20 protein-coding genes are annotated in these 22,214 nt (G+C 73.1%); 7 read left to right on the forward strand and 13 right to left on the reverse strand.

What is annotated here, in order from left to right; all coding sequences use genetic code 11:
- Positions 1 to 999 (reverse strand): PHP domain-containing protein (locus B4M60_RS04400; protein WP_291080648.1); only part of this gene is annotated, 999 nt, incomplete at its 3' end.
- Between the two features lie 33 nt (positions 1,000 to 1,032).
- Positions 1,033 to 1,947, reverse strand: a complete 915-nt coding sequence (locus tag B4M60_RS04405) for a sucrase ferredoxin (RefSeq protein WP_414646732.1) — start codon at positions 1,945 to 1,947, stop codon at positions 1,033 to 1,035.
- Positions 1,948 to 2,042: 95 nt separating this feature from the next.
- Here B4M60_RS04405 and B4M60_RS04410 point away from each other — a divergent pair, with 95 nt between their 5' ends.
- On the forward strand, positions 2,043 to 2,669 hold the full coding sequence (locus B4M60_RS04410) for an AMIN-like domain-containing (lipo)protein (protein ID WP_291080651.1): 627 nt from the start codon (positions 2,043 to 2,045) through the stop codon (positions 2,667 to 2,669).
- A 35-nt stretch (positions 2,670 to 2,704) separates the two neighbouring features.
- Here B4M60_RS04410 and B4M60_RS04415 read toward each other — a convergent pair whose 3' ends face one another.
- Positions 2,705 to 4,357, reverse strand: a complete 1,653-nt coding sequence (locus tag B4M60_RS04415) for a DNA polymerase Y family protein (RefSeq protein WP_291080653.1) — start codon at positions 4,355 to 4,357, stop codon at positions 2,705 to 2,707.
- Entirely contained in the window at positions 4,354 to 4,881 is a 528-nt protein-coding gene (locus B4M60_RS04420; protein ID WP_291080655.1) for a hypothetical protein, read from the reverse strand. The genes B4M60_RS04415 and B4M60_RS04420 overlap by 4 nt, the downstream gene beginning before the upstream one ends.
- 377 nt (positions 4,882 to 5,258) lie before the next feature.
- On the opposite strand from B4M60_RS04420, the gene B4M60_RS04425 reads away from it, so the two are divergent.
- The gene (locus B4M60_RS04425; protein WP_291080657.1) at positions 5,259 to 6,212 is read left to right on the forward strand and encodes an L-lactate dehydrogenase; all 954 of its coding nucleotides are present in this window, start codon (positions 5,259 to 5,261) and stop codon (positions 6,210 to 6,212) included.
- Between the two features lie 18 nt (positions 6,213 to 6,230).
- Here B4M60_RS04425 and B4M60_RS04430 read toward each other — a convergent pair whose 3' ends face one another.
- Genes B4M60_RS04430 through B4M60_RS04440 form a run of 3 tightly spaced genes read right to left on the reverse strand, consistent with a single transcriptional unit; the run spans position 6,231 to position 8,818 of the window.
- Positions 6,231 to 6,830, reverse strand: coding sequence for a GDSL-type esterase/lipase family protein (locus tag B4M60_RS04430; RefSeq protein WP_291080659.1), 600 nt, complete (start codon positions 6,828 to 6,830; stop codon positions 6,231 to 6,233).
- A gap of 45 nt (positions 6,831 to 6,875) precedes the next feature.
- The gene (locus tag B4M60_RS04435) at positions 6,876 to 7,595 is read right to left on the reverse strand and encodes a LuxR C-terminal-related transcriptional regulator (protein WP_291080661.1); all 720 of its coding nucleotides are present in this window, start codon (positions 7,593 to 7,595) and stop codon (positions 6,876 to 6,878) included.
- Positions 7,592 to 8,818, reverse strand: coding sequence for an ATP-binding protein (locus tag B4M60_RS04440; protein WP_291080663.1), 1,227 nt, complete (start codon positions 8,816 to 8,818; stop codon positions 7,592 to 7,594). The genes B4M60_RS04435 and B4M60_RS04440 overlap by 4 nt, the downstream gene beginning before the upstream one ends.
- A gap of 123 nt (positions 8,819 to 8,941) precedes the next feature.
- On the opposite strand from B4M60_RS04440, the gene B4M60_RS04445 reads away from it, so the two are divergent.
- Both B4M60_RS04445 and B4M60_RS04450 read left to right on the forward strand, forming a co-directional pair.
- Entirely contained in the window at positions 8,942 to 10,135 is a 1,194-nt protein-coding gene (locus tag B4M60_RS04445; RefSeq protein WP_291080665.1) for a PspC domain-containing protein, read from the forward strand.
- A complete protein-coding gene (locus B4M60_RS04450; protein ID WP_291080667.1) occupies positions 10,132 to 10,440 on the forward strand; it encodes a hypothetical protein in 309 nt (102 codons plus the stop codon). Before B4M60_RS04445 ends, B4M60_RS04450 begins: the two co-directional genes overlap by 4 nt.
- Before the next feature lie 31 nt (positions 10,441 to 10,471).
- Here B4M60_RS04450 and guaA read toward each other — a convergent pair whose 3' ends face one another.
- Positions 10,472 to 12,085: a glutamine-hydrolyzing GMP synthase gene (guaA, locus tag B4M60_RS04455; protein ID WP_291080669.1), complete on the reverse strand. Its 1,614-nt coding sequence runs from the start codon at positions 12,083 to 12,085 to the stop codon at positions 10,472 to 10,474.
- A 136-nt stretch (positions 12,086 to 12,221) separates the two neighbouring features.
- On the opposite strand from guaA, the gene B4M60_RS04460 reads away from it, so the two are divergent.
- Together B4M60_RS04460 and B4M60_RS04465 are read left to right on the forward strand one after the other, a co-directional pair.
- Positions 12,222 to 13,745: a WS/DGAT/MGAT family O-acyltransferase gene (locus B4M60_RS04460; RefSeq protein ID WP_291080671.1), complete on the forward strand. Its 1,524-nt coding sequence runs from the start codon at positions 12,222 to 12,224 to the stop codon at positions 13,743 to 13,745.
- A gap of 12 nt (positions 13,746 to 13,757) precedes the next feature.
- Positions 13,758 to 15,152 carry a WS/DGAT/MGAT family O-acyltransferase gene (locus tag B4M60_RS04465; RefSeq protein WP_291080713.1) on the forward strand — a complete coding sequence of 465 codons (1,395 nt, stop codon included), beginning with the start codon at positions 13,758 to 13,760 and terminating at the stop codon, positions 15,150 to 15,152.
- A gap of 15 nt (positions 15,153 to 15,167) precedes the next feature.
- Here B4M60_RS04465 and B4M60_RS04470 read toward each other — a convergent pair whose 3' ends face one another.
- From B4M60_RS04470 to guaB, 3 genes are all read right to left on the reverse strand, one after another.
- Complete coding sequence (locus B4M60_RS04470) at positions 15,168 to 16,937, reverse strand: FAD-dependent oxidoreductase (RefSeq protein ID WP_291080673.1); 1,770 nt, start codon at positions 16,935 to 16,937, stop codon at positions 15,168 to 15,170.
- Positions 16,938 to 17,056: 119 nt separating this feature from the next.
- Positions 17,057 to 18,196, reverse strand: a complete 1,140-nt coding sequence (locus B4M60_RS04475; protein ID WP_291080675.1) for a GuaB3 family IMP dehydrogenase-related protein — start codon at positions 18,194 to 18,196, stop codon at positions 17,057 to 17,059.
- Between the two features lie 6 nt (positions 18,197 to 18,202).
- Positions 18,203 to 19,738: an IMP dehydrogenase gene (guaB, locus tag B4M60_RS04480; RefSeq protein WP_291080677.1), complete on the reverse strand. Its 1,536-nt coding sequence runs from the start codon at positions 19,736 to 19,738 to the stop codon at positions 18,203 to 18,205.
- Between the two features lie 111 nt (positions 19,739 to 19,849).
- Here guaB and B4M60_RS04485 point away from each other — a divergent pair, with 111 nt between their 5' ends.
- On the forward strand, positions 19,850 to 20,272 hold the full coding sequence (locus tag B4M60_RS04485; protein WP_414646730.1) for a DUF5319 domain-containing protein: 423 nt from the start codon (positions 19,850 to 19,852) through the stop codon (positions 20,270 to 20,272).
- Positions 20,273 to 20,355: 83 nt separating this feature from the next.
- On the opposite strand, the gene B4M60_RS04490 is transcribed toward B4M60_RS04485, so the two are convergent.
- Together B4M60_RS04490 and B4M60_RS04495 are read right to left on the reverse strand one after the other, a co-directional pair.
- Positions 20,356 to 21,369: an anti-sigma-D factor RsdA gene (locus B4M60_RS04490; protein WP_291080679.1), complete on the reverse strand. Its 1,014-nt coding sequence runs from the start codon at positions 21,367 to 21,369 to the stop codon at positions 20,356 to 20,358.
- Entirely contained in the window at positions 21,366 to 21,947 is a 582-nt protein-coding gene (locus tag B4M60_RS04495) for a sigma-70 family RNA polymerase sigma factor (RefSeq protein ID WP_291080681.1), read from the reverse strand. Before B4M60_RS04495 ends, B4M60_RS04490 begins: the two co-directional genes overlap by 4 nt.
- Between the last annotated feature and the right edge of the window lie 267 nt (positions 21,948 to 22,214).

Here is a 22,214-nt window from a genome sequence, read left to right on the forward strand (position 1 = left end):
AGATGTGTATAAGAGACAGAACGCGCACTCCCCGCCCAGCCTGGCGGCCCCGGCGACGGCGTCGGGCCAGCGGTCGAACAGCTCCGCCATCTCCTCCCCCGAGCGCAGGTGCGCCCCGCCGGCCGCGGGCAGGTGCGCGGCGTGGGTCTCCAGGGCGTTGCGCGCCCCGAGCGCCGCCATGACGGAGGCCAGACGCGCATCCTCCGGCCCCGCGCAGTGCGCGGCGGTGGTGGCCACGACGGGCAGCCCCGACTCCGCGGCGAGCGCGGCCAGCGCATCGCACCGCTCGGTGTCCTCGGGGACTCCGTGGCAGGTGAGCTCCACGACCACCCTGTCCCGACCGAACAGCGCGACGAGCTGGGCCAGCGCCGCGCGGGCACCCCCGGTGTCGAACCCGGCCGCGCCCGGCCCGTTCCGCTCGAGGGCCCGCCGCACCCGACCCCGGCGGCACCCGGTGAGGACGTACCAGTGGCCACCGGCGGCCTCCGCGAGCTCGGCGAGCTCATATCTCGGTTCCCCCTTGGCGCCGCCCCTGAGGTGGGCGCGGGCGATCGCGCGCGAGAGCCGCCGGTACCCCTCCCCGCCGCGGGCCAGGACCAGCAGGTGCTCGCCACCCTGGAGGGAGAGTTCGGCTCCGAACACCGTATCCAGCCCGAGCTCGGCGGCCGCCTCGGCGAAGCGGACGACCCCGTACAGCCCGTCGTGGTCGGTGATCGCGAGCGCCGTGAGCCCCAGCTCCGCGGCGGCTTCCGCCATGGCCTCGGGGGAGGAGGCGCCGTCGAGGAAGCTGAAGGCGGTGTGGGCGTGCAACTCCGCGTAGGGCACGCGCCCCGGCGTCCGGGGCCGCTCCGGCGGCGTGTACCCACCCCGCTTCCGCGACCAGGCGGGGGCGTCGCTGCCGTCACCGGGATGCGGGTTCTCCGGCCCGCGCGGGCCGGGCCGCCCGGACAGGACGCGCTCGAGCTCCGACCAGGTCCCGGGTCCGTGGTACCAGTTCACCGGGACCCACCCGCCCGGTGCCGGTGGGGACGGTCAGAGCGGGGTGAGGGTCTCCACGACCCACGCCGAGGCGTCGGTGGGCGGTTTGCGGCAGCTCTGGGAGCGCGGCGGGAGCGGTCGCGTGCCGGCCTCGACGCGCCACGCGCGTCCGTCGGTGTGGTGGACCACGGCCACGCCCGGGTCGACGGGGTCGAGGACGACGACGAGGTCGTCGATCCCCGCATCGACGCCGGAGTCCCGGACGGCGACCTCCGCCACCTGCCCGACCGGCGGCCACGTGCTGCGTCCCCGCAGATTGTCGGTGACCACCCGGCCGTCCAGCTCGGCCTCGACGATCCGGGCCGCATCCGCCGTCTCTGCGGGCCCGTAGGTGTACCCGGTGCCGGGCAGCAGGAGTACCGGGGCGAAGCGGTGCCCCCCGGTGTGGGAGCACTCCCACACCGCGGCGTCGGTATCGAGCGCGGCCAGCCGCCCACCGACGAGCGCCTCGAGCCCGGCCGCGACCGGGCGCCCCCGCACCGCGCAGCACTGGTCGCGCTTGGCGTGGGTACACACGAGCGGGACCGGCGCGGCGACCTCGCGGGTGCCGGCCACGTGCGCGCCGGGCGTGAGGTCCAGCCCGAGCATGTCCGCGGGGCCGTCGACGCGGCCGGTGCGGATGCTCCGCCGGCCGGGGCGGGTGTCGCAGAGATAGAAGCGGTGCCGGTCGAGCTGCTGGCCTTCCCTGCCGGGCCGCCGGATGAAGAGCATGCGGGATCCGCAGGCCGCGACGTGCTGCTCGAGGCGCTGCGACAGGTCCGCACCCAACGCCTCACCGTCGAAGATGTCGCGGCCCCAGCGTCCGGGGACCTCCAGCAGCACCCACGACTGCTCGTGGGCGGCGGTGCCGGCCGGCGGCTCGTCGGTCGATTGGAAGGAACACCAGGCCGGGCGGAGGGTGGGATCGATATCTGACACGCCCCCATGGTGCCCCACCCGGGAGAAGGCTGTAACTGTAGACACCTTGTGGGACAAAAGTGACCAGAGGGACTTAAGCTGGGGGCATGCGCACCCGACATCGCCGCCTCGTCGCGGCCGCCGCCCTCACCGCCGCCGCGTCCCTGGCCCTGGCGGGATGCGGGGCCGACTCCTCGACCGACGCCCCCGCCACGAGCCAGACGACCACCGCGGGATCCTCTCCCGCCGCACTGGCCCGGTCCCTGGCACAGGACGAGACCGAGACCTCCAACCCCTCGCCCGCGGACTCCGCACCCAAGAGCGAGGACGGCGTCGAGCGCGCCCGGCTCGTCGTGACCGAGATCCGCGTGGGCGACTACCAGGGCAGGGACCGCGTGGTCTTTGAACTCGACGGCCAGGGGGTTCCGGGGTACTCCGTGGACTACGTCGCCGCCCCCGCGCAGCAGGGCAGCGGCTTCCCCGTGGAGGTGGCCGGCGACTCGTTCCTCCAGGTGACGATCCGCGACCAGGTCCTGCCCACCGAGACCGACATGACGGAGGTCGCCGTGGGCACCGTCACCGCCGACGAGGCGACCGGGGTGGCCGGGGTCGCCTTCGCCGGGCAGTTCGAGGGTCAGGCCCAGGCCGTGATCGGGCTCGAGGGCACGGACCGCGCCTTCTCCGCCTTCCTCCTGCAGAACCCGACCCGCCTCGTGGTGGACATCGATCGCTGAACCGGCCCGACGACCGAGGGGGCCCGCGTGCCCGTTCATTCGTAGACCCCCTCGACCGTCCAGCGCCCCTGGTCGTCCCCGAGCAGGCAGCAGAGCAGCAACGCCGCCGTCAGCTCGGGGACGACCTGCATCCGGGCCCTCGGTCGACGGGGCCCGCCACCGGGCGCGGGCTCCCACCAGGCCTCGTCGATGGGCCACGGCCTGGACCACCCGAGCAGCGCGCACCGGTGGCCGCCCACCTCGATCGACCCGGGCCGCCCGGTGAGAAGGCCCCGCGGGCCCACCCCGACGGCGGCCCCCGCCGCGGTACGCAGCACGACTCCCCCGGCGAGGGGGACGCCCGCCACGACCCCGGCCCCGGGGTCACGACCCTCCCGCAGCTCCAACCGGTAGCCCGGACCCGGCCACACCACCGACGGCGACGGCGCCGGTAGCGCCCCCGGCCACGGGCCCGTGGTGACGGGATCGGCCGGGGCGTCCCCGTACGGCAGGGACCGCACGCGATCGCCCGGACCGCGGCCGCCCACCGCCACGGGGACGCGGACGGACTCGGGCCCGAGCAGGCCCTGGACCCGGACGAGCGCGCGGTGGACGCGCGCCTCCGCCAGGCCCGCCTCACCCCACAACCCCTCCTGCACACGGCCCGCGGGGACCACCTCCACCGGCTCGAGGACGAGGGCGGTGACGGCCCCGCCGGCACCGCCCGCGATCGCGGTACCCGTGAGCCAGCCCTCCAGCTGCCACCGCAACCGGTCGGCGGTGCCCTCCGGGGTCAGGGGCGCGGAGCAGCGCCACACCCGGTGGACCTCCGTTCCCCCCTCGATCCGCGCGGTGATGGACAGGCGCAGGCACGCGACCCCCGCCGAGGCGAGGACGGCGTGCAGCTCCCCCGCCAGCCGGCGGCCGAGGAACGCCGCCTCGTCGACCCGCTCCAGGGGCGGGTCGCACCGGTGCTCGACCGCCGAGCCCGTGGGCACCGCGGACACCGACGGGGGCCGCCACGGCACGGCGCGCGCGAGGCGGTGCGCCACCGCACCCGCCCCGCCGAAACGGGTGGCGACGTCCCGCGGCGGGAGGGCGGCGAAGTCCCCGAGCGTCCGCACGCCGAGCCGGCGCAGCAGCCCGACCAGCTCGGACAGCTCGTCCGGATCCCCCAGCGCCGGCTCCACCACGAGCGCCTCCACGGGCAGGCCGGAGAGATAGCCGGCGTCCCCACCCGGTTCCAGCAGCGCCGAGCCACGCGCGCCGAGCACGGCCGTGGGCAGCTCGTCCGCCAACCCCACCTGGCACTCCGTCCCGGCCGCCGCCACCGCATCCACGACCCGCGTGACGACCTCCTCGACACCGCCGTGGAAGCGGAGCGCCCCGGCCGCCGAGAACACGAACAGCCCGGGCCGCAGCACCTCGATGCCCGGGACCACGGCGTCCAGCGCCTGCACCACGGGCTCGAACCACACGGCGTCCCGCCCCGGGTCCGCCGCCACCACGACGAGTTCCGGGCACCGGAACTGCGCCTCGCGCCGGCGCAGCCCGCGCCGCACCCCGACACCCCGCGCGACGGCGTTGCACGCGAGCACCCCGCGGGGGCCGACCACCGCGAGCGGCAGATGCAGACCGTGCCCCTCGGCCCGGGCCGCCGCGACCGCCGGCCAGTCCGGGCACCACACCGCCATGACCCGCGGGCTCATCCCGCCGCCACCCATTCCGCCGTCCGGGACGGGGCCGCCCGCCCGGAGCACCGCACCGTGGTGGACACGGAGGCCAGCCGGCCCGCGCCCGTGCCCAGTCCGCCGTAGCGGCAGTGCCGGCCCGCCAGCACGAGCTCCGCGCCGGGCCAACCCGGACCCACGAGCAGCACCGCGCCCGCCGCCCGCACCCGACCCGCGACCACGCGGGCCCGGGACGGGGGGACGGCCGCGACGGCGGGCCCCAGCAGGACCAGGTCCAGCCCGTCGAGCAGCACCGACACCACCGCGGCCGGGTCCGGCCCCGCGTCCGGGACCAACGCCAGGCAGTCCAGCCGGCCGCCCTGCTCCGCCACCGCCGCCACACCCAACTCCGGCCAGCCCACGACCGCGCACCGGGCCCCGGCCGCCGTGGCCGCGGCCAGCAGACCCACCCGGAGGCCGGCCCCGCCGGACACCACCGTGACGTGGCCGGCGGGCAGCACCCCGCCCGGCAGCAGGGACGCCACCGCGCGCGGAACGGCCACGCCCGGAACGGCGGGGGCGGCGCCCGGAGCGGCGGGACCAGCCGGGACCGCCTCCACGGGCGCACCCGAACGCGTGGCCGCGGGCGGACCCCCACCCGGCATCGCGGCGAGACGCCGACGCAGTTCGGCGACACGATCCGCGGTGCCGAGGTCAGACAGGCCCGGAGTCGCCGGGTCGGCAACAGAAGCGCTCACTACCATCACCGGAACCCCCCGCCTCGGACGACACGCCGACCGGCGCGCCAATCGAACTATTTTTCGACTACCACGAACAGTGAACACCACGGGTACGACACAGCGCAAGAACACCTGTTCGATACGGGTTTTCCTCGTCGTCGTCGCCCCTCGTTCACACCGAGCGCCTACCCTCGGTGACCATGAAGGCCTCCATCGGGAACCGCATCGTGCTCATCGGCGCCGGGGACGTGGGCGTCGCCTACGCCTACGCGCTCGTCAACCAGGGACTGGCGGACCACCTCGCCATCATCGACATCGACCGCGACAAACTGGCCGGCGAGGTCATGGACCTCAACCACGGCGTCGTGTGGGCGCCCTCGCCCACCCTCGTCACCGAGGGGGCCTACGCCGACTGCACGGACGCCACCATGGTGGTGATCTGCGCCGGCGCGGCCCAGCGGCCCGGCGAGACCCGGCTGGACCTGGTGGGCAGGAACATGACGATCTTCGAGGCGATCGTCGGAGACGTCATGGCCACCGGTTTCGACGGCATCCTGCTGGTGGCCACCAACCCCGTGGACATCCTCGCCCAGGCCACGTGGCGCTACTCCGGCCTGCCCGCCGCCCAGGTGATCGGCTCGGGCACGATCCTCGACTCGGCGCGCTTCCGGTTCATGCTCGGCGAGTACTACGGCGTCGCCCCGATGAGCGTGCACGCCTCGATCATCGGCGAGCACGGGGACTCCGAGCTGCCGGTCTTCTCCTCCGCCAACGTCTCCGGGGTGCCGCTACGCCGGGACCTCGACGGGGACCCGACCAAGCGGGAGCGGCTCACGCAGATCTTCGGCGAGACCAGGGACGCCGCCTACCGGATCATCGACTCCAAGGGCTCCACCAGCTACGGCATCGGCATGGGCCTGGCCCGCATCACCCGCGCCGTCCTGCGCAACGAGCAGGTGTCGCTGCCGGTCTCCACCCTGCTGCGGGGCGAGTACGGGCAGGACGGGATCTTCATCGGCGTCCCCGCGGTGATCGGCCGGACCGGCGTGCAGCGCGTGGTGGAGCTGGAGCTCGACGCCACCGAACGGGAACAGTTCGCCCGCAGCGCGGGTGCGCTGCGGGCGGTGTCCGGGCAGTTCGAGATACTGCGCTGAGTCAGAGGGCCCGCTGAGTCAGAGGGCCCGCAGCCAGTCGAGCACCGGGCCGGAGACGACCCCCGCGAACTCCTCGTACCCGCCGGCCCCGGGATGCGCCCCGTCACCGGCCGCGACCTCGCGCATCCACGCCTGCCCGGACAGGATGGCGTCGAACGTCGGCACGTACGGCACCCCGGTCTCGGCGCAGACGGCGGCCATCGCGGTGGACCGGGCGGCGATCCGCTCGTTGACGTCCTCCCACACCACCGGCGGCGGGCCCACCACCAGCAACCGCCCCTCGGGAGCCCGGGCGATCATCCCGCGCAACGCCGCGACCGTCCCCGCCTCGTCGACGCGGAGCGCTCCCTCGTGCACAAACACGTCGTTCACCCCGAACTCCGCGATCACCGCGGTCCCCGGCCACGAGGCCAGCCGCCGGTCGACCTCGCCCCACCGGGCCAGGATCATCTCCGAGGTGTCCCCGCCGATCCCGGCGACGGTGGCGTCGAGCCGCAGGCCCACCCGGGCACCCTCCGCGACCAGGTGCCCCGTCCAGCCGCAGCCGGTCTCGTCGCCGAAGCCGGCGACGAACGAGTCGCCGATGATGCACACCGGGATGTCGCGCGGTCCACTCACGTGGACCACGGTAGCGGCGCACCGGTGGCGGGCGGCGGGGAACGCTCAGTCGAGGTGGCGGGACTGCGCCCAGCGGGTGAGCGCGTGCCGGTTGGACTGTTGGGTCTTCCGCAGCACGTTGGAGGCGTGGGTCTCCACCGTCTTGACCGAGATGAACAGCTCCTCGGCGATCTCCCTGTAGGTGTAGCCGCGGGCGAGCAGCCGGAGCACCTCCTTCTCGCGCGGGGTGAGGGAGTCGACCTCGGGGTCGTGGACGGGCTCGCCGCGATCCTCGGGGCCGGGGGCGGCGCGGGCGAACGCGTCCAGCACGAAGCCTGCCAGTCGCGGCGAGAACACGGCGTCGCCGTCGGCCACCCGGCGCACGGCGTCGGCGAGCTCGTCGCCGGAGATGGTCTTGGTGACGTAGCCGCGGGCTCCGGCCCGGATCACGGCGATCACGTCCTCGGCGGCGTCCGAGACGCTCAGCGCGAGGAAGGTCGGTTCCGGGGCCCGGGCGGGTTCGGCGACGCGACCCGGGTCGGACCCGAGCACCGAGCGGAGCACGGCCACGCCGCCGCCGTCGGGCATGTGGACGTCCAGCAGGACCACATCGGGCCGGACCCGGCCGATCCCGGCGATCGCCTCGGCCACCGAGCCCGCCTCCCCCACCACCTCGACCCCGGCCTGGCCGGCGAGTTCGGCGCGGACGCCGCTGCGGAACACCGCGTGGTCGTCCACGAGGAAGACCCTGCTGGCCCTGCCGTCGACCTCCGGTGCGTCCGTCATTCGCCCTCCAGCGGCATCTCGATCCGGATCTCCGTCCCGCGCCCGAGCGTACTGCGCACCGCCACGGTGCCGCCCCGGCTCTCCACCCGGTGGCGGATGGACCGGGCCAACCCGTGCCGGTCGCCGTCCACCGCCTCGGGGTCGAAACCGCACCCGCGGTCGCGGACGAAGGCGCTGAGCACCCGGCCGTCGTTCTCCACAAAGACGTCGGCGGTGTCGACGCCGGCGTGCTTGGCCACGTTGACCAGGGCCTCGCGGACGGCCCCCAGTACGGCCTCCCCGACCTCGCCCACCGGCCCGTCACCGCCCACCACCACCTGGTCCACGCGCAGCCCGTAGGCGTCCTCGACGTCTCCCGCGATCACCTCCACGGCCCCGGCCACGGTGGTCGCGCCCGAGGACATCCGGGACCCGGCGCCGAAGAGCCACTGCCGCAACTCGCGCTCCTGCCGGCGGGCCAGCCGCAGCACCTGCCCCGGGTCGTCGGAGCGCTTCTGGATCAACGCCAGCGTCTGCAGCACGGAGTCGTGCAGGTGCGAGGCGATCTCGCTGCGCTCGGCCTCGCGGATCCGGGCCGCCCGCTCCTCCTCCAACGACCGCCACAGCCGAAGCCCCACCGGGATGCTGAGCAGCACCACCCCCACGAGGGTCACCAGCACCGCGAGGAGGGACGACCGCAGGGCGGCGAACTCGACCTGGCCGAGCACCACGACGGCGAGACCGACGACGACGAGGGTGGCACCCGCGGTGACCCTGGCCCAGTCGACGACGGACCGCGGGGCGACCCTCCCCCCACCGTCGTACTGCTGCCAGACCAGCCCGGCTCCCAGGGCCACGACGAGGACGGGGACCATGACGTTCAGTCCCGTCGCGGTGGTCAGCATGATCGACAGCACCGAACCCGCCAGCCCCACGGCCGCCAGCGCCATTCCGCGTCGCCGCTCGCGCCCGTCCGGCGCGGCGGCCCCCTCCCGGGCCGCCCCGGACGGGGTGAGGGCCCACAGCGCGGCGTAGAGCAGCACGCCCGCGCCGGACAGCGTGGCGAGCAGGACCATCGCCAGGCGGACGGAGGTGACCCGCACCCCCAGATGGTCGGCGAGGCCGGCGCACACCCCCGCCACCACGGCGCCGTCCGGGATCCGGTCGAGCGTCGGGTACCACCGGGCCCCGACCGGCCGCGCGACCGGGGTCCGCGCCGGGTGCTCGACCGTATCCTCACTCATGTACGCCATGGTCACAGACGGACCCCGGGGGGCGCATCGGGGTCCGACCCCGAGGTTCCCGGGGTCCGGATCTCAGGGTCGGTCCCCGATGCGTCCGCCCGCCCGGCCGAGCACGATGGGATCATGTCCAGCACGAGTAGTCCCGACCTCACCTCCGAGCTCCGCTCCCTGTGGCGCACCCGACCCGTCCGGACGCCGGACGACTCCAGGATCGCCGGGGTCTGCGGAGGCTTCGGTCGGCGCTACGGCGTGGACCCCGTCCTCTTCCGCATCGCGTTCGTGATCGCCGCGCTCTGGGGCGGGGCCGGGGTGTTCCTGTACGCCCTGGCCTGGCTGCTCCTGCGCTCGGCCGGTGACGAGGTGTCGAAGGGGGAGGCGCTGCTCGGGAAGGGCCGGGCATCGGGATCCAAGGCGACCGCCGTCGTCCTCGTCGTCGTCGTCCTCCTCAGCGCCCCCACCTTCGGCGGTTCCGGTGAGGCCTTCTTCGTCGGCGCCGGGTTCCTCCTGGCCGCGGCCATGCTCGTCGGGTGGTACGCACTCCACCGTCGCACCCCCACGCCGCCGGCAGGGTGGGCGGAGGCGACCGCCGTGCGGCCCCCCTCGGCGGGCACCGGAGCCCCCGACGTCGCCGACCCCGGCGCCCCGTTCGGCCCGCCCGTCCCACCCTCGTGGGACCCCCTCGGCGCCGCGCCGTTCGCCTGGGATCTCCCCGACCCCGCGTACACCCCCCTCCCCGACGCCCCGCCGGCCCCGCCCCGGTCCCGACTGACCACGGTCACCCTCGGGCTGGCGCTCATCGCCGTGGCGGTCGCCGTCGGGCTGACCACCCTGGGCGGGGTGACCTGGCTCGAGCCGACCAGGATCGCCGCGATCGCCCTCGCCGTGGTCGCGGTCGGGTTGCTCGTCGGCGCCGTCACCCGCACGGGGCACGGGCTGCTGGTGGTGGCCGGCCCACTCGCCGGGTTCGTGCTGCTCGCGTCGCTGATCCAGGTCCCCGAGGGCGGCTGGGAGGGCGCCGGCGACCTGCGCGTCGAGATCACCGGACCCGCCCAGCTCGACACCCCGGTGACCCACGAGTTCGGCGACGTCACGGTGGACATGCGCGGGCTCGTCCTGGACCGCGACCGCGGCTACCGCATCACCAACGAGGTCGGCGAGGTGCGGGTCCTCCTGCCCGCCGGGCTCGACGTGCAGGCGACCTGCCGCACCGACATCGGCCGGGTGGAGTGCCCCGAGAGCGCGGGACCCGACGCCGGTGGCCCCGTGTTGACCCTCGACGTCACGACAAATCTCGGCGACGTCGAGGTGACCCGATGAGCGACGCGGATCGTGCCGACCGGAACGCCGACCAGAACGCCCACGACCACACCACCGGGAGCCCCGACATGACCACCGTCCCCGACCGGCCGCTCCACGATCCGCTCCCCTACGGGACCGGCACCACCCCGGTGCCGCGGCGCGAACGGCCCGGGTCACCGGTCCTCGCGGTGGCGGGGCTGCTCTCCCTGGGTGTCGCCGTCTGGGCGATCCTGGGCGCGCCCATGCTCACCTCCACCGTGGTGGTCTCCGCCGCACTGGTGCTGCTGGTGCTGGTCGGGCTGGCGATGGTCGTGCGCCGCTGACCCCCGGGGCCGCGTCAGGGCCGCGCCCGGGTCACTCCCACTCGATGGTGCCCGGCGGCTTGCTGGTCACGTCCAGCACCACGCGGTTGACGTCCGGGACCTCGTTGGTGATGCGGCTCGAGATCAGCGCGAGCGTCTCGTACGGCACGCGGGTCCAGTCCGCCGTCATGGCGTCCTCGGAGCTGACCGGGCGCAGGACGATCGGGTGACCGTAGGTGCGACCGTCGCCCTGGACGCCCACCGATCGGACGTCGGCCAGCAGCACCACCGGGCACTGCCACACCGAGGAGTCCAGGCCCGCGGCGGTCATCTCCTCGCGCACGATCGCGTCCGCCGCGCGCAGGGTCTCGAGCCGGTCGCGGTCCACGGCGCCGACGATCCGGATGGCCAGCCCCGGTCCCGGGAAGGGGTGCCGGCCGACGATCGCCTCGGGCAGTCCCAGCTCGCGGCCCACGGCGCGGACCTCGTCCTTGAACAACAGGCGCAGCGGCTCCACCAGGGAGAACTCGATGTCGTCGGGCAGCCCGCCCACGTTGTGGTGGCTCTTGATGTTGGCCGTGCCCGCGCCCCCGCCGGACTCCACCACGTCGGGGTACAGGGTCCCCTGCACGAGGAAGTCGACGGAGGAGGCCGGGCCGTCGTCGGAGCCCTGGAGCTCGAGGGCCTGCGTGACGGCCCGCTCGAACGACCGGATGAACTCGCGGCCGATGATCTTGCGCTTGGACTCGGGGTCCGTCACGCCGGCCAGGTGCCCGAGGTAGGTCTGGGAGTCGTCGAGCGTGATGAGGCGGGCGCCGGTGGCGGCCACGAAGTCGTTCTCCACCTGCTCCCGCTCCCCCGCGCGCAGCAGACCGTGGTCGACGAACACGCACGTGAGGCGGTCACCGATGGCCTTCTGGACCAGCGCGGCCGCGACGGCGGAGTCGACGCCACCGGACAGGCCGCAGATCGCCCGGCCGTCGCCGACCTGCTCGCGGACGGCCTCCACGAGCTGGTCCGCGATGTTGGACGCGGTCCACGTGGGCTCCAGGCCCGCCACCTCGGTGAGGAAGCGGGTGAGCACCTGCTGACCGTGCGGCGAGTGCAGGACCTCGGGGTGGTACTGGACGCCGGCCATCCGGCGCTCGACGCATTCGAACGCCGCCACCGGTGCCCCCGGGGAGGTCGCGGTGACCGTGAACCCCTCGGGCGCGGTGGTGACCGCGTCGCCGTGGCTCATCCACACCGGGTGGTGCTCGGGCAGGCCCGCGTGCAGCAGCCCGCCGGACACCGTCACGTCGGTGCGCCCGTACTCGCGGCTTCCGGTGTGCGCGACCTCCCCACCCAGCGCGCCGGCCATGGTCTGGAAGCCGTAGCAGATGCCGAACACGGGGAGCCCGAGCTCCAGCACGGCCGGATCGAGCGACGGGGCGTCCTCGGCGTAGACGCTGGCGGGGCCCCCGGACAGGATCAGGGCCACCGGATCCTTGGCCCGGATCTCGTCCACCGTCGCGGTGTAGGGGATCACCTCGGAGTAGATCCTCGCCTCGCGCACCCGGCGGGCGATGAGTTGCGCGTACTGGGCGCCGAAGTCGACGACCAGGACGGGGCGGGGGGCCGCCGCTTCGGCGGTGATCTGGGAGTCGGTCTGCGCGTTCTCGGCCACGGACCAGAGTCTAGGCGTCGGACCCCGTCCACCGAACTCGCCCCACGCGACGGGTGGAGCCGTCCACACTGGACCACAGCACGGGGCCGGGCTCTGGCGGCCACCACGACCGACGGGGGAAGTCACCATGGAGCGGATGACGGGTTTCGACGCGAGCCTGCTGTACCTGGAGACCTCGCAACAGATGCTCGTGGTGGGCGGGATCCTCATCGTCGACGTCTCCGCACTGGACTTCGAGTACACCTTCGACCGGGTCCGGACGGAGCTCGCGCGCCGGGTCAAGGAGATCCCCGAGTTCCGCCGGAAGATCTACGACTCGCCCCTCAACCTCGGCCACCCCGCGTGGGTGGAGGAGTACGACCTCGACGTGACCCAGCACGTCCGACGCGTCGTGGTGGACGCGCCGGGCGACGACGACGCCGTGTTCGAGATGTGCGGAACCCTGAGCAGCCGCCCGCTCGACCGGTCGAGGCCCCTCTGGGAGATGTGGGTGCTGGAGGGGTTGGCCGCTCCCGGCACCATCGCCGTCTTCTTCCGCGCCCACCACGCGCTGCTGGACGGAACGAGCAGCGCCGCGGTCCTCCGCAAGCTCAGCGCCGCCGGGCAGAAGCCCTCCTCCCGCGACCTCGACCTCGTCCGGACCCAGGCCGGAGGTGCCAACCCGCTCCAGCTGATCACCGGCGGGCTGTGGGACTTCTACGTCCGCCGCCCGGTCACCATCGCCCGGTTACTGCCCGAGGCCGCCATGCTGCCGATCCGGCTGCGGAGGGCCGCCGGGACGAGGGCGGCGGGGAAGAAGACCGCGCCGCGGGAGGTCCGGGACCCGGACGCCGGCGCGGGCACCGGGACGCACGAGGCGGTCGAGGCCGACGACGAGGTGGCGCCCAAGGCCGCGCCCTTCACCGCCCCGAGGACCCGCTTCAACGCGACCATCACCCCGCACCGGGCGGTCTGGGGGACGACGCTCGACCTGACGGAGATCAAGGAGATCAAGTCCGCCTTCGGGGTCACCGTCAACGACGTGTTCCTCACGGTGGTGGGCGGAGGGCTCCGCCGCTACCTCAGGCTCTACGACGACCTGCCCGAGAAGCCGCTCATCGCCGTCGTCCCCGTCTCGACGCGCGACGACGACGGCACCCAGGGCAACAACAGGGTGACCGTGCTGTTCGCCTCGCTGGGGACCGACATCCCGGACCCGGTCGAGCGCCTGCGGGCGGTGTCCGCACGGACCCGCCGCGGCAAGAAGCAGACCAGGAGCGGCATGCGCCCGGACTTCATCCAGGACCTGGCGACCCTGGCCCCGGCCGCGCCCCTGTCGCTGCTGATGCGCCTGTACGGCGACTTCCACCTGGCCGACCTGCACCCGGTCGTGCACAACCTCGTCGTCTCCAATTTCCCCGGCCCCAGGGGGAAGCTGGACTTCCTCGGCGCCCGGGTCAAGCACATGTATCCGCTGGGCCCGCTGATGCACGGCTCCGGGTTGTCCGTGACGGCGATGTCCCTGGGCGGCCAGCTCGACGTGGGGATCAACGCGTGCGAGCACCTCGTCCCCGATCCGGACCTGTTCGCCGACGGGGTCCGCGAGTCCATGGACCGGTTGCTGTCGCTCACCAGGCAGCGACAGGCGGCGCCGGAGCCCACGATGTCCGGGGAGGAGTGAGCCGTGCAACGGATGACCGGGCTCGACGCCAGCTTCCTCTACCTCGAGACCGCCGAGCAGATGATGGTCATCAACGGCGTGGTCCACCTCGACGTCTCCACGATCGAGGAGGGGTACTCGTTCGAACGCCTGCGCTCGGGACTCGCCCGGCGGGTCAAGGCCATCCCCCCGTTCCGTCGCAAGGTCCACGACTCCCGGTGGAACCTCGGCCACCCGGCGTGGGTCGAGGACTACGACTTCGACATCGGCAACCACGTCCGCCGGATCGAGCTCGGACCGGGCGGTGCCGAGGACGAGCTGTTGGCCACGTGCGGCAGGCTCGCCTCCACCCCGCTCGACCCCTCCCTCCCCCTGTGGCAGGTGTGGATCATCGAGCGGGGCGGGCCCGACGCCCCGACCGTCACCGCGTTCTGCCGGGTCCACCACTCGCTCATCGACGGCATACTCGCGGCGGAGTTGCTCGCCACCCTCGCCGCGACCGACGCCTCCACGCCCGCGCAGGACCCCGACCTCGTCCGCACCCACGTCGGCCGCGCCAACTCCCTCCAGCTCATCGCGGGTGGCGCCCGGGACCTGCTCGGGCGACCGCTGGCGTTCCTGCGGCTGCTCCCCGAGACCCTGTCCGTGCCCGCGGTGATGACGCGGGCCCGGGGCCGGGCGGGGCGAGGCGAGTCGATGCCCGCGCCGTTCACCGCGCCGCGGACGATCTTCAACCATTCGCTCACCCCGCACCGGGCGGTGGCCACCGCCTCGCTCGACCTCGACGCCGTCAAGTCGGTCACGAGGCGCCTGGGCGGGACGGTCAACGACGTCCTGCTCGCCGTGATCGGCGGCGCGGTCCGGTCCTACCTCGAGGCCAACGGGGACGTCCCCGCCTCGTCCCTGGTGGCGGTGGTCCCCGTGTCCACCCGGGAGGACCTCGTGACCACGGGCGCCAACCAGGTGTCGGCGATGTTCGCCTCGCTCGCTACGGATGTGGACGACCCGATCGAGCGGTACCACCGGATCAGCTCCGCGGCCGTGACCGCCAAGCGGCAGGCCGCGAGTCTACGGCCGGCCCTGCTCGACGACTGGGGACGGATGAGTCCCGGCCGACTCCTCGCCGTGGGGATGCGGGCGTACGAGTCGCTCCGGCTCGCCGACCTCCACCCGGTGGTCTACAACCTCATCATCTCGAACGTCCCCGGGCCCCGGACCCCCCTCTACTTCCTCGGCGCACGGATCACCCACATACACCCGTTCGGTCCGCTCCTGCACGGTGCAGGGCTGTCCGTGACCGGCGTGTCGATCGACGGGCGCATCGACCTGGGCGTGATCTCGTGCGAACACCTCGTGCCCGACCCGGACGTCGTGGCGCGGGGGATCGAGTCGGCCTTCGCCGAACTGGTCGAGCTCAGCGGCCACTGAGCGGCCCGCGCTCCGTCAGCTGACCCCGACGATGGGCAGGCGGAGCGCGCCGGGCGCGGCCTCCGGGACGACCGGGGCCGCGGGCCGCACGGGTGCCACGCGCCGGTAGCGCTCCCCCTGGGCGGGCCGGGGGTCGGCCTCGCCCTTGTTGGGCCACAGGGACATGGCCCGCTCGGCCTGCGCGGTGATGCTCAGGGCCGGGTTGACGCCGAGGTTGGCCGAGATCGCGGAACCGTCCACGATGTGCATCGTCGGGTAGTTCCACACCCGGTGGTACGGGTCGACGACACCGGCCTCGGGCGAATCCGAGATCGCGCATCCGCCCAGGAAGTGGGCGGTCAGGGGCATGTTCGCGATCTCGCCCCAGGTGCCACCCGGGAGTCCGCCGATCTTCTCGGCCATCCTGCGGGTGGCCTCGTTGCCGGCGGGGATCCACGTCGGGTTGGGCTCGCCGTGGCCCTGTGTGCTGGTGACGTACCGGAACGGACCGACGCGCTTGACCGAGGTCTGGAGCGAGTTGTCCAGGGTCTGCATGACCAGGGCGATCACCGACCGCTGGCTCCAGCGCCGCAGGTAGAAGAGCTGGAGGAACATCCGCGGTTCACGCCGGACCTCGTTCAGCAGGGTCCGCCACCGCGGCAGCGGCCCGTCACCGTCGGTCAGCAGGGTCTGCAGGATGGCGATGGCGTTGGAGCCCTTGCCGTACCGGACCGGTTCGATGTGGGTGTCGGGCCGGGGATGGAACGACGACGTGATGGCCACCCCCTCGGAGAAGTCCTGCTCCGGCATGTAGTTCGGCCGCATCGCCCCGAGGATCGACTCCGAGTTGGTGCGCGTGAGATTGCCGAGCGCGTCGGACAGCTTGGGCAGCGACCCGTCGTCCTTGGCGTAGTGGAGCAGGTGCTGGGTGCCCCAGGTTCCCGCGGCCACCACCACGTGGGCGGACGTCATGGTGGTGGTGCGCTTGCCGCGGGCGGTCCACGCGCCTGTGCGCTCGCACGTGACCTCCCACGTGCCGTCGCCGCGCTCGCGCAGGCCGCTGACGGTCGTCCGGTCGAGCACCCGGGCACCGGCGCGCTCGGCCAGGCCGAGGTAGTTCTTCAACAGCGTGTTCTTGGCGCCGTGGCGGCACCCGGTCATGCACTCTCCGCACTCGATGCAGGCGGTGCGGTCCGGCCCCGCCCCGCCGAAGTACGGATCCTTGACGGTCTGCCCCGGCTTGCCCTCGCCACCGGTCTTCTCGCCGAAGAACACGCCGACCGGGGTGTAGACGAAGGTGTCCCCCGCGCCCATGTCCTCGGCGACCGACTTCATGACCTCGTCCGAGTGCGTGTGCGTGGGGTTGGTGACCACGCCGAGCATGCGGCGACCCTGGTCGTAGAACGGGGTGAGCTCGTCCTCCCAGTCCGTGATGTGCCCCCACTGCCGGTCCTTGAAGAACGGGGTGGACGGCTTGTACAGCGTGTTGGCGTAGTTCAGTGACCCGCCGCCCACTCCCGCGCCCGCGAGGATCATCACGTCGCGCAGCATGTGCACGCGCTGGAGCCCGAAGAGCTTGAGCTTGGGCGCCCACACGTACCTGTTGAGCCGCCACGAGGTCTTGGGGAAATCCGCGTCCTCGAATCGGCGGCCCGCCTCGAGCACCGTGACCCGGTACCCCTTCTCCGACAGGCGGAGCGCCGTGACGCTTCCCCCGAATCCCGACCCGATCACGATGACATCGGTATCGGTGCTCACGGCGGGGTCGGCGGTCGAGGGCGACGGCGACGGCGTGTGTGACGTCATGGTGGAACTCCCTGGGTGGTCGAGGATGTGGATCACACTACCCGAGGAACCGCGAACTTACCCGACAGTAGGGTTCGTTTTGTCCAGACGCCTCCGCGCCGGCGTGCCGCCCCGGCGGGTCACGGACGCACGGACAGGTCCACCCTCTGGAATCCCTTGACGTCGGAGTACCCGCACTTGGCCATCGCCCGGCGCAGGCCGCCCATGAGGTTGCGGGTCCCGTCCGGGACGCTCGTCGGCCCCTCGAGAACCTCCGCCAGCGGGGCCAGCGCCGTCTCCTCGTCGATCTCCGCGACGTGGCCGCGGGGGACCTTGGGGTGGGCGGAGACCGAGTTCCAGTAGACGCCGCCACCGGGCGACTCGAGAGCGCCGGCCAGGAGCGGGCCCAGCACCACGGCATCGGCGCCGCAGGCCACCGCGCGGGCGATGTCCCCGGAGGTGTAGATGTCACCGTCGGCCAGGACGTGGACGTAGCGCCCACCGGTCTCGTCGAGGTAGTCACGGCGCGCGGCCGCCGCGTCGGCGATCGCGGTGGCCATGTGGACCTCCATGCCCAGCACCTGGCCGGTGGTGGTGACACCGTCGACGCCGCCGTAGCCGACGATCACGCCGGCCGCGCCCGTGCGCATGAGGTGCAGGGCGGTCTTGTGGTCCACGACACCGCCGGCGATCACCGGCACGTCGAGTCCCCCGATGAACTCCTTGAGGTTCAGGGGCTCGTCCTCTCCGCTCACGTGCTCGGCGGAGATGATCGTGCCCTGGACGACCAGCATGTCGATGCCGGCCGCGACGAGGCCCGGGGTGAGGGCGCGGGCATGCTGAGGGGACACCCGGACGGCGACGGTCCCCCCCTCGTCCCGGATCCTCGTGACCGCGGCGGCGAGCAGGTCGTGGTCGATCGGCGCGCGGTGCAGTTCCTGCAGACGCGCCACCGCCCGGTGACCGGTCACGTCCTCGAGCGCGATCTCACGCAACTGAGCGATCGCGGCCTCGGGGTCCGCGTGCCGGGCCCACAACCCCTCACCGTTGAGCACCGCCAGACCACCCAGCCTGGAGAACTCCACCGCCGAGGCCGGGGAGACCACCGCGTCAGTCGGGTGGGTCATCACGGGGATGTCCATCCGGTAGGCATCGATCTGCCAGGCCGTCGACACCTCCTTGGAACTGCGGGTCCGGCGCGAGGGAACGATGTCCACATCGCCCAGCCCGTACATCCGACGGGCCTCGCGGCCCATTCCGATCTCCACGACGTCTCGCACGCGCCTTCAGTCCTTGATGGTGTAGTTGGGTGCCTCGACGGTCATCTGGATCGCGTGGGGGTGGCTCTCCTTGAGGCCCGCCGCGGTGATCTGGACGAACTGGGCGCGGTTCATGTCCGGGATGGTGGCCGAGCCGGTGTAGCCCATACCCGCCCGCAACCCCCCGGTGAGCTGGTGCAGCACCTGCGCGACGTCGCCCCGGTAGGGGACCCGCCCCTCGATGCCCTCGGGCACCAGCTTCTCCTCGGACAGGACGTTGTCCTGGAAGTACCGGTCCTTGGAGTACGACTTCTCCTGGCCCCGCTTGCCGCGTCCACGCATCGCGCCCAGCGAGCCCATGCCGCGGTAGACCTTGTACTGCTTGCCGTCCACAAAGATGAGCTCCCCGGGCGACTCGGTGCAGCCCGCCAGGAGCGAACCGAACATGCACGCGGACGCCCCGGCGGCGATGGCCTTGGCCACATCGCCGGAGTACTGCATGCCGCCGTCGGCGATCACCGGGATGCCCGCCGCCTGCGCGGCGACGGACGCCTCGAGGATGGCCGTGATCTGGGGAGCGCCCACGCCCGCGACGACGCGGGTGGTGCAGATCGAACCGGGGCCGATGCCCACCTTGATGGCGTCCGCGCCCGCGTCGATCATGGCCTGGGCCGCGCCGCGGGTGGCGAGGTTGCCCCCGATCACCTGGACGCGGTCCCCCAGGTCGCGCTTGACGCGCGCGACCATCTCGAGGGCGTTCCGGTTGTGCGCGTGCGCGGTGTCCACCACCAGGACATCCACCCCGGCCTCGGTGAGCATGCCCGCGCGCTGCCAGGCGTCCTCGCCCGTGCCGATCGCGGCCGCCACCCGCAGCCGCCCGTCGGAATCCTTGGTGGCGTCCGGGTGCTTCTCGGTCTTGACGAAGTCCTTGACCGTGATGAGCCCGGTGAGCCGACCGTCGCCGTCCACGATCGGCAGCTTCTCGATCTTGTGACGGCGCAGGAGCCCGAGCGCCGCCTCCGCCGTGACGCCCTCGCGGGCGACCACCAGCGGCGCGCGGGTCATGACCTCGTCGACCCGCCGGGACTTGTCGACCTCGAATCGCATGTCACGGTTGGTGATGATCCCCACCAGCTCGCCGCGCTCGTCGGTGACCGGAAGGCCGGAGATCCGATAGCGGGCGCACATCTCGTCGACCTCGGCGAGGGTGTTGGCGGGCGAACAGGTCACCGGGTCGGTGACCATCCCGGCCTCCGATCGCTTGACCGTGTCCACCTGTGCCGCCTGGTCCGCGGCCGACAGGTTCCGGTGCAGCACCCCGATCCCGCCCTGGCGGGCCATGGCGATCGCCATGCGCGCCTCGGTCACGGTGTCCATGGCCGACGAGACCAGCGGGACGCGGAGCGTGATGTCCCGGGTGAGACGAGTGCTCGTGTCGACCTCGCTCGGGACGACCTCGGAGGCGGCCGGGAGAAGCAGCACGTCGTCGAAGGTAAGGCCCACCATGGCGACCTTGCTCGGATCGTCGCCGCCGGTGCGTACGGGGCCTCGCGACTCGCTCATCTGCCGTCCTCCTGGTGGTGGTCTCACTGCTTTCCCCGAGGATAGTGCGTCCGGGCTCTTCGGCTCGAACCGTCGGCCCCGCGAGGTGGTGGTCACGGGTACGGTGGGGGTGTGAACGATCCGCTACGAGACGGCATGCCGCCCGACCCCTTCGCCGGCGATCCGGACGACCCGGCCGCGGAACTGGCCGGGCTGGATCCCGTCGACGACGGTTCCCCCTCCGGTCCGCTCGATCCCGACGAACGGCTCGCGATCGAGGAGGATCTGGCCGATCTCGCCGAGTTCCGCGAACTCCTGGCCCCGACCGGGGTCAAGGGCGTCGCCGTGCAGTGCGAGGACTGCGACGAGGAGCACTACCACGAGTGGGACATGCTCCGCGCCAACCTCATGCAACTCCTCCTGGACGGATCGGTGCTGCCCCACGAGCCGGCGTTCGATCCGATCCCGGACGACTACGCCACGTGGGAGTTCTGCCGCGGATACGTCGAGGGGGTTCGCGCGATGCGTCCGCGGCGCCTCAACTGGCGGCGCTGACCCGGCGCCTGCCGACCCGCTGACGACACGGGCCCCGCCCGCACCGGCGACGGTGCGGGCGGGGCCCGTGTCGATGAGTGCCCTCAGTTGGCGGGCTGGCTCGACTGCGCTGTCTGAGGGTCGCTGGCCGGACTCGTCGACGGGGTCGGGACCTGGGTCACGGTGGTCCGCGTGGGGGACGGGGTCGGCGTGACCGACTCGTCCTCATCCGACTCCTCCAGCCCGGTGGTGGGTGACAGGAAGTCCTGCAGCCGCTGTGTGTCGATCGGGATCTGCAGCGTGGTCGGGATCCGCAACCCGTCGAGGGGCAGCGGGATCACCGGGATACCGGGCGGGGGCGGCTGGATGAGGTTCGTCGGTAGCGGAACCGGGATCCCCGGGACGAGCGTGGCGACACCCGGTCCCGGCCCCGGGGCCGGGACGGGAGCGGGGGCCGGCGACGGGACCGCGCTCGGGGTGACCCGGCTCAGGTCCCTCATGATCGCGTCGCGACGCTTCATCAACTCGACCCGCTCCGACGCGTCCGCGACCTCGTCCAGCCGGTCGGTCACCTCGTCCAGGAGTCGCTCGGCCGTGTCCCGGTCACCTTCGCGGGCGGCCAGGTCCGCCGCCGCCAGGTGCTCGGTCAGGTCGCTGACCAGCTCCACCTCGCCGGCGCGATCGGAGAAGATCGTCTTGGAGACCCCCCACAGGGGGTCACCCGGCATCGCGCTGTGCGCGGCGACGGACAGCCCCCCGACGATCACGGCGGCCACGGCGGCGGCACCGGTCACCGCCTGCCAGAGCGCCGGGCGCTGCCCGTGGTGATGTTCGTGGGACTTCGCCCAGCCGCGTCGCGGCCACAGGCGGGAGACGTTGGGCGCGAGGGCGATCTCGATCTCCTCGGCGCTCGGCAACCCGGGCAGGGGTGCGGCGCCCACCTCGGCGCGCCAGTCCGACAACAGGGCGAGAAGCGGGTCCTCGGACGCGGGCCGGTCGCCCGCCGCGAGGGCGTCGAGGAGCGCGTCGTCACGCTCCACCTCGCCCGGCTCGCACCTCTCGTCGGTGAGCGAGGCGTCGTCGTCCCGGGTGCCGGGATCCACTTCGTCGTCGTTCATCGCCATCGCTCCTCTCCGTCCTTCTCGAGCCGTGCCCGGAGCTGCTTCATCGCCCTGTGCTGGGCGACGCGCACGGCACCGGCCGTACTGTCCACGATCTCCGCGGTCTCCTCCGCGGAGAGACCGACCACCACTCGCAGCCGGATGATCTCCCGCTGCTTCTCCGGCAGGGTCCCCAGCAGACGGCTCATCGCCCTGGTCACCTCGCCGTCCAGGACGTGGTCCTCCGGCCCCGTGTCCGTCGAGAGCACCTCGGGGAGGTACTCCACGGGATCCGACTTGTTCCGTGCGGCTCCCCGGTGGGCGTCCGCAACCTTGTGGGCTACGATCCCGTACACGAACGCCATGAAGGGACGTCCCTGATCGCGATATCCCGGCAGCGCCGAGAGCACCGCGATCAACACCTCCTGCGCGACATCGTCAGCAGACAGGTTGACCCTCTCCGCACCCCCGACGCGGGAGCGGCAATAGCGCACCACACCGGGACGTACGAGTTCGAGCACCCGCGCCGCTGCGGTCCGGTCTCCCTTGACCGCGTCTGCGACGGCGAGTTCCAACTCGTCTGCTATACCTGTCATCGAATTCGGGGGGCCTCTCGTTACACGGGTGTGTTACGGGGCACGGCCTTTCTGTCGTGGTGAACGACGCCGGACGTCGTGGTCCCACGCGCGGCCCGCGGGTGTCTCTCGGGACGTGGGCACAGGATACGTGCGTGACCCCTGGGCCGGAGGTCATCTCGTGAGAGTCCAGCGTAACCGTTGACGCCGTCATGAGACCACACGCCCGCCCGACAAAGGGGAACGGGCCCCGGCCCCGCTGTCGCGGTGGCCGGGGCCCGGTCTCGC

The organism is Dietzia sp. UBA5065, from assembly GCA_002415925.1.
Classification (GTDB): Bacteria; Actinomycetota; Actinomycetes; order Mycobacteriales; family Mycobacteriaceae; genus Dietzia.

Coding starts and splice junctions, on each gene's coding strand:
- B4M60_RS04410 (WP_291080651.1), top strand. CDS start 2,043: ATGCGCACCCGACATCGCCGCCTCGTCGCGGCCGCCGCCCTCACCGCC.
- B4M60_RS04415 (WP_291080653.1), bottom strand. CDS start 4,357: ATGAGCCCGCGGGTCATGGCGGTGTGGTGCCCGGACTGGCCGGCGGTC.
- B4M60_RS04425 (WP_291080657.1), top strand. CDS start 5,259: ATGAAGGCCTCCATCGGGAACCGCATCGTGCTCATCGGCGCCGGGGAC.
- B4M60_RS04435 (WP_291080661.1), bottom strand. CDS start 7,595: ATGACGGACGCACCGGAGGTCGACGGCAGGGCCAGCAGGGTCTTCCTC.
- B4M60_RS04440 (WP_291080663.1), bottom strand. CDS start 8,818: ATGAGTGAGGATACGGTCGAGCACCCGGCGCGGACCCCGGTCGCGCGG.
- B4M60_RS04445 (WP_291080665.1), top strand. CDS start 8,942: ATGTCCAGCACGAGTAGTCCCGACCTCACCTCCGAGCTCCGCTCCCTG.
- B4M60_RS04450 (WP_291080667.1), top strand. CDS start 10,132: ATGAGCGACGCGGATCGTGCCGACCGGAACGCCGACCAGAACGCCCAC.
- B4M60_RS04460 (WP_291080671.1), top strand. CDS start 12,222: ATGACGGGTTTCGACGCGAGCCTGCTGTACCTGGAGACCTCGCAACAG.
- B4M60_RS04465 (WP_291080713.1), top strand. CDS start 13,758: ATGACCGGGCTCGACGCCAGCTTCCTCTACCTCGAGACCGCCGAGCAG.
- B4M60_RS04470 (WP_291080673.1), bottom strand. CDS start 16,937: ATGACGTCACACACGCCGTCGCCGTCGCCCTCGACCGCCGACCCCGCC.
- guaB (WP_291080677.1), bottom strand. CDS start 19,738: ATGAGCGAGTCGCGAGGCCCCGTACGCACCGGCGGCGACGATCCGAGC.
- B4M60_RS04490 (WP_291080679.1), bottom strand. CDS start 21,369: ATGAACGACGACGAAGTGGATCCCGGCACCCGGGACGACGACGCCTCG.
- B4M60_RS04495 (WP_291080681.1), bottom strand. CDS start 21,947: ATGACAGGTATAGCAGACGAGTTGGAACTCGCCGTCGCAGACGCGGTC.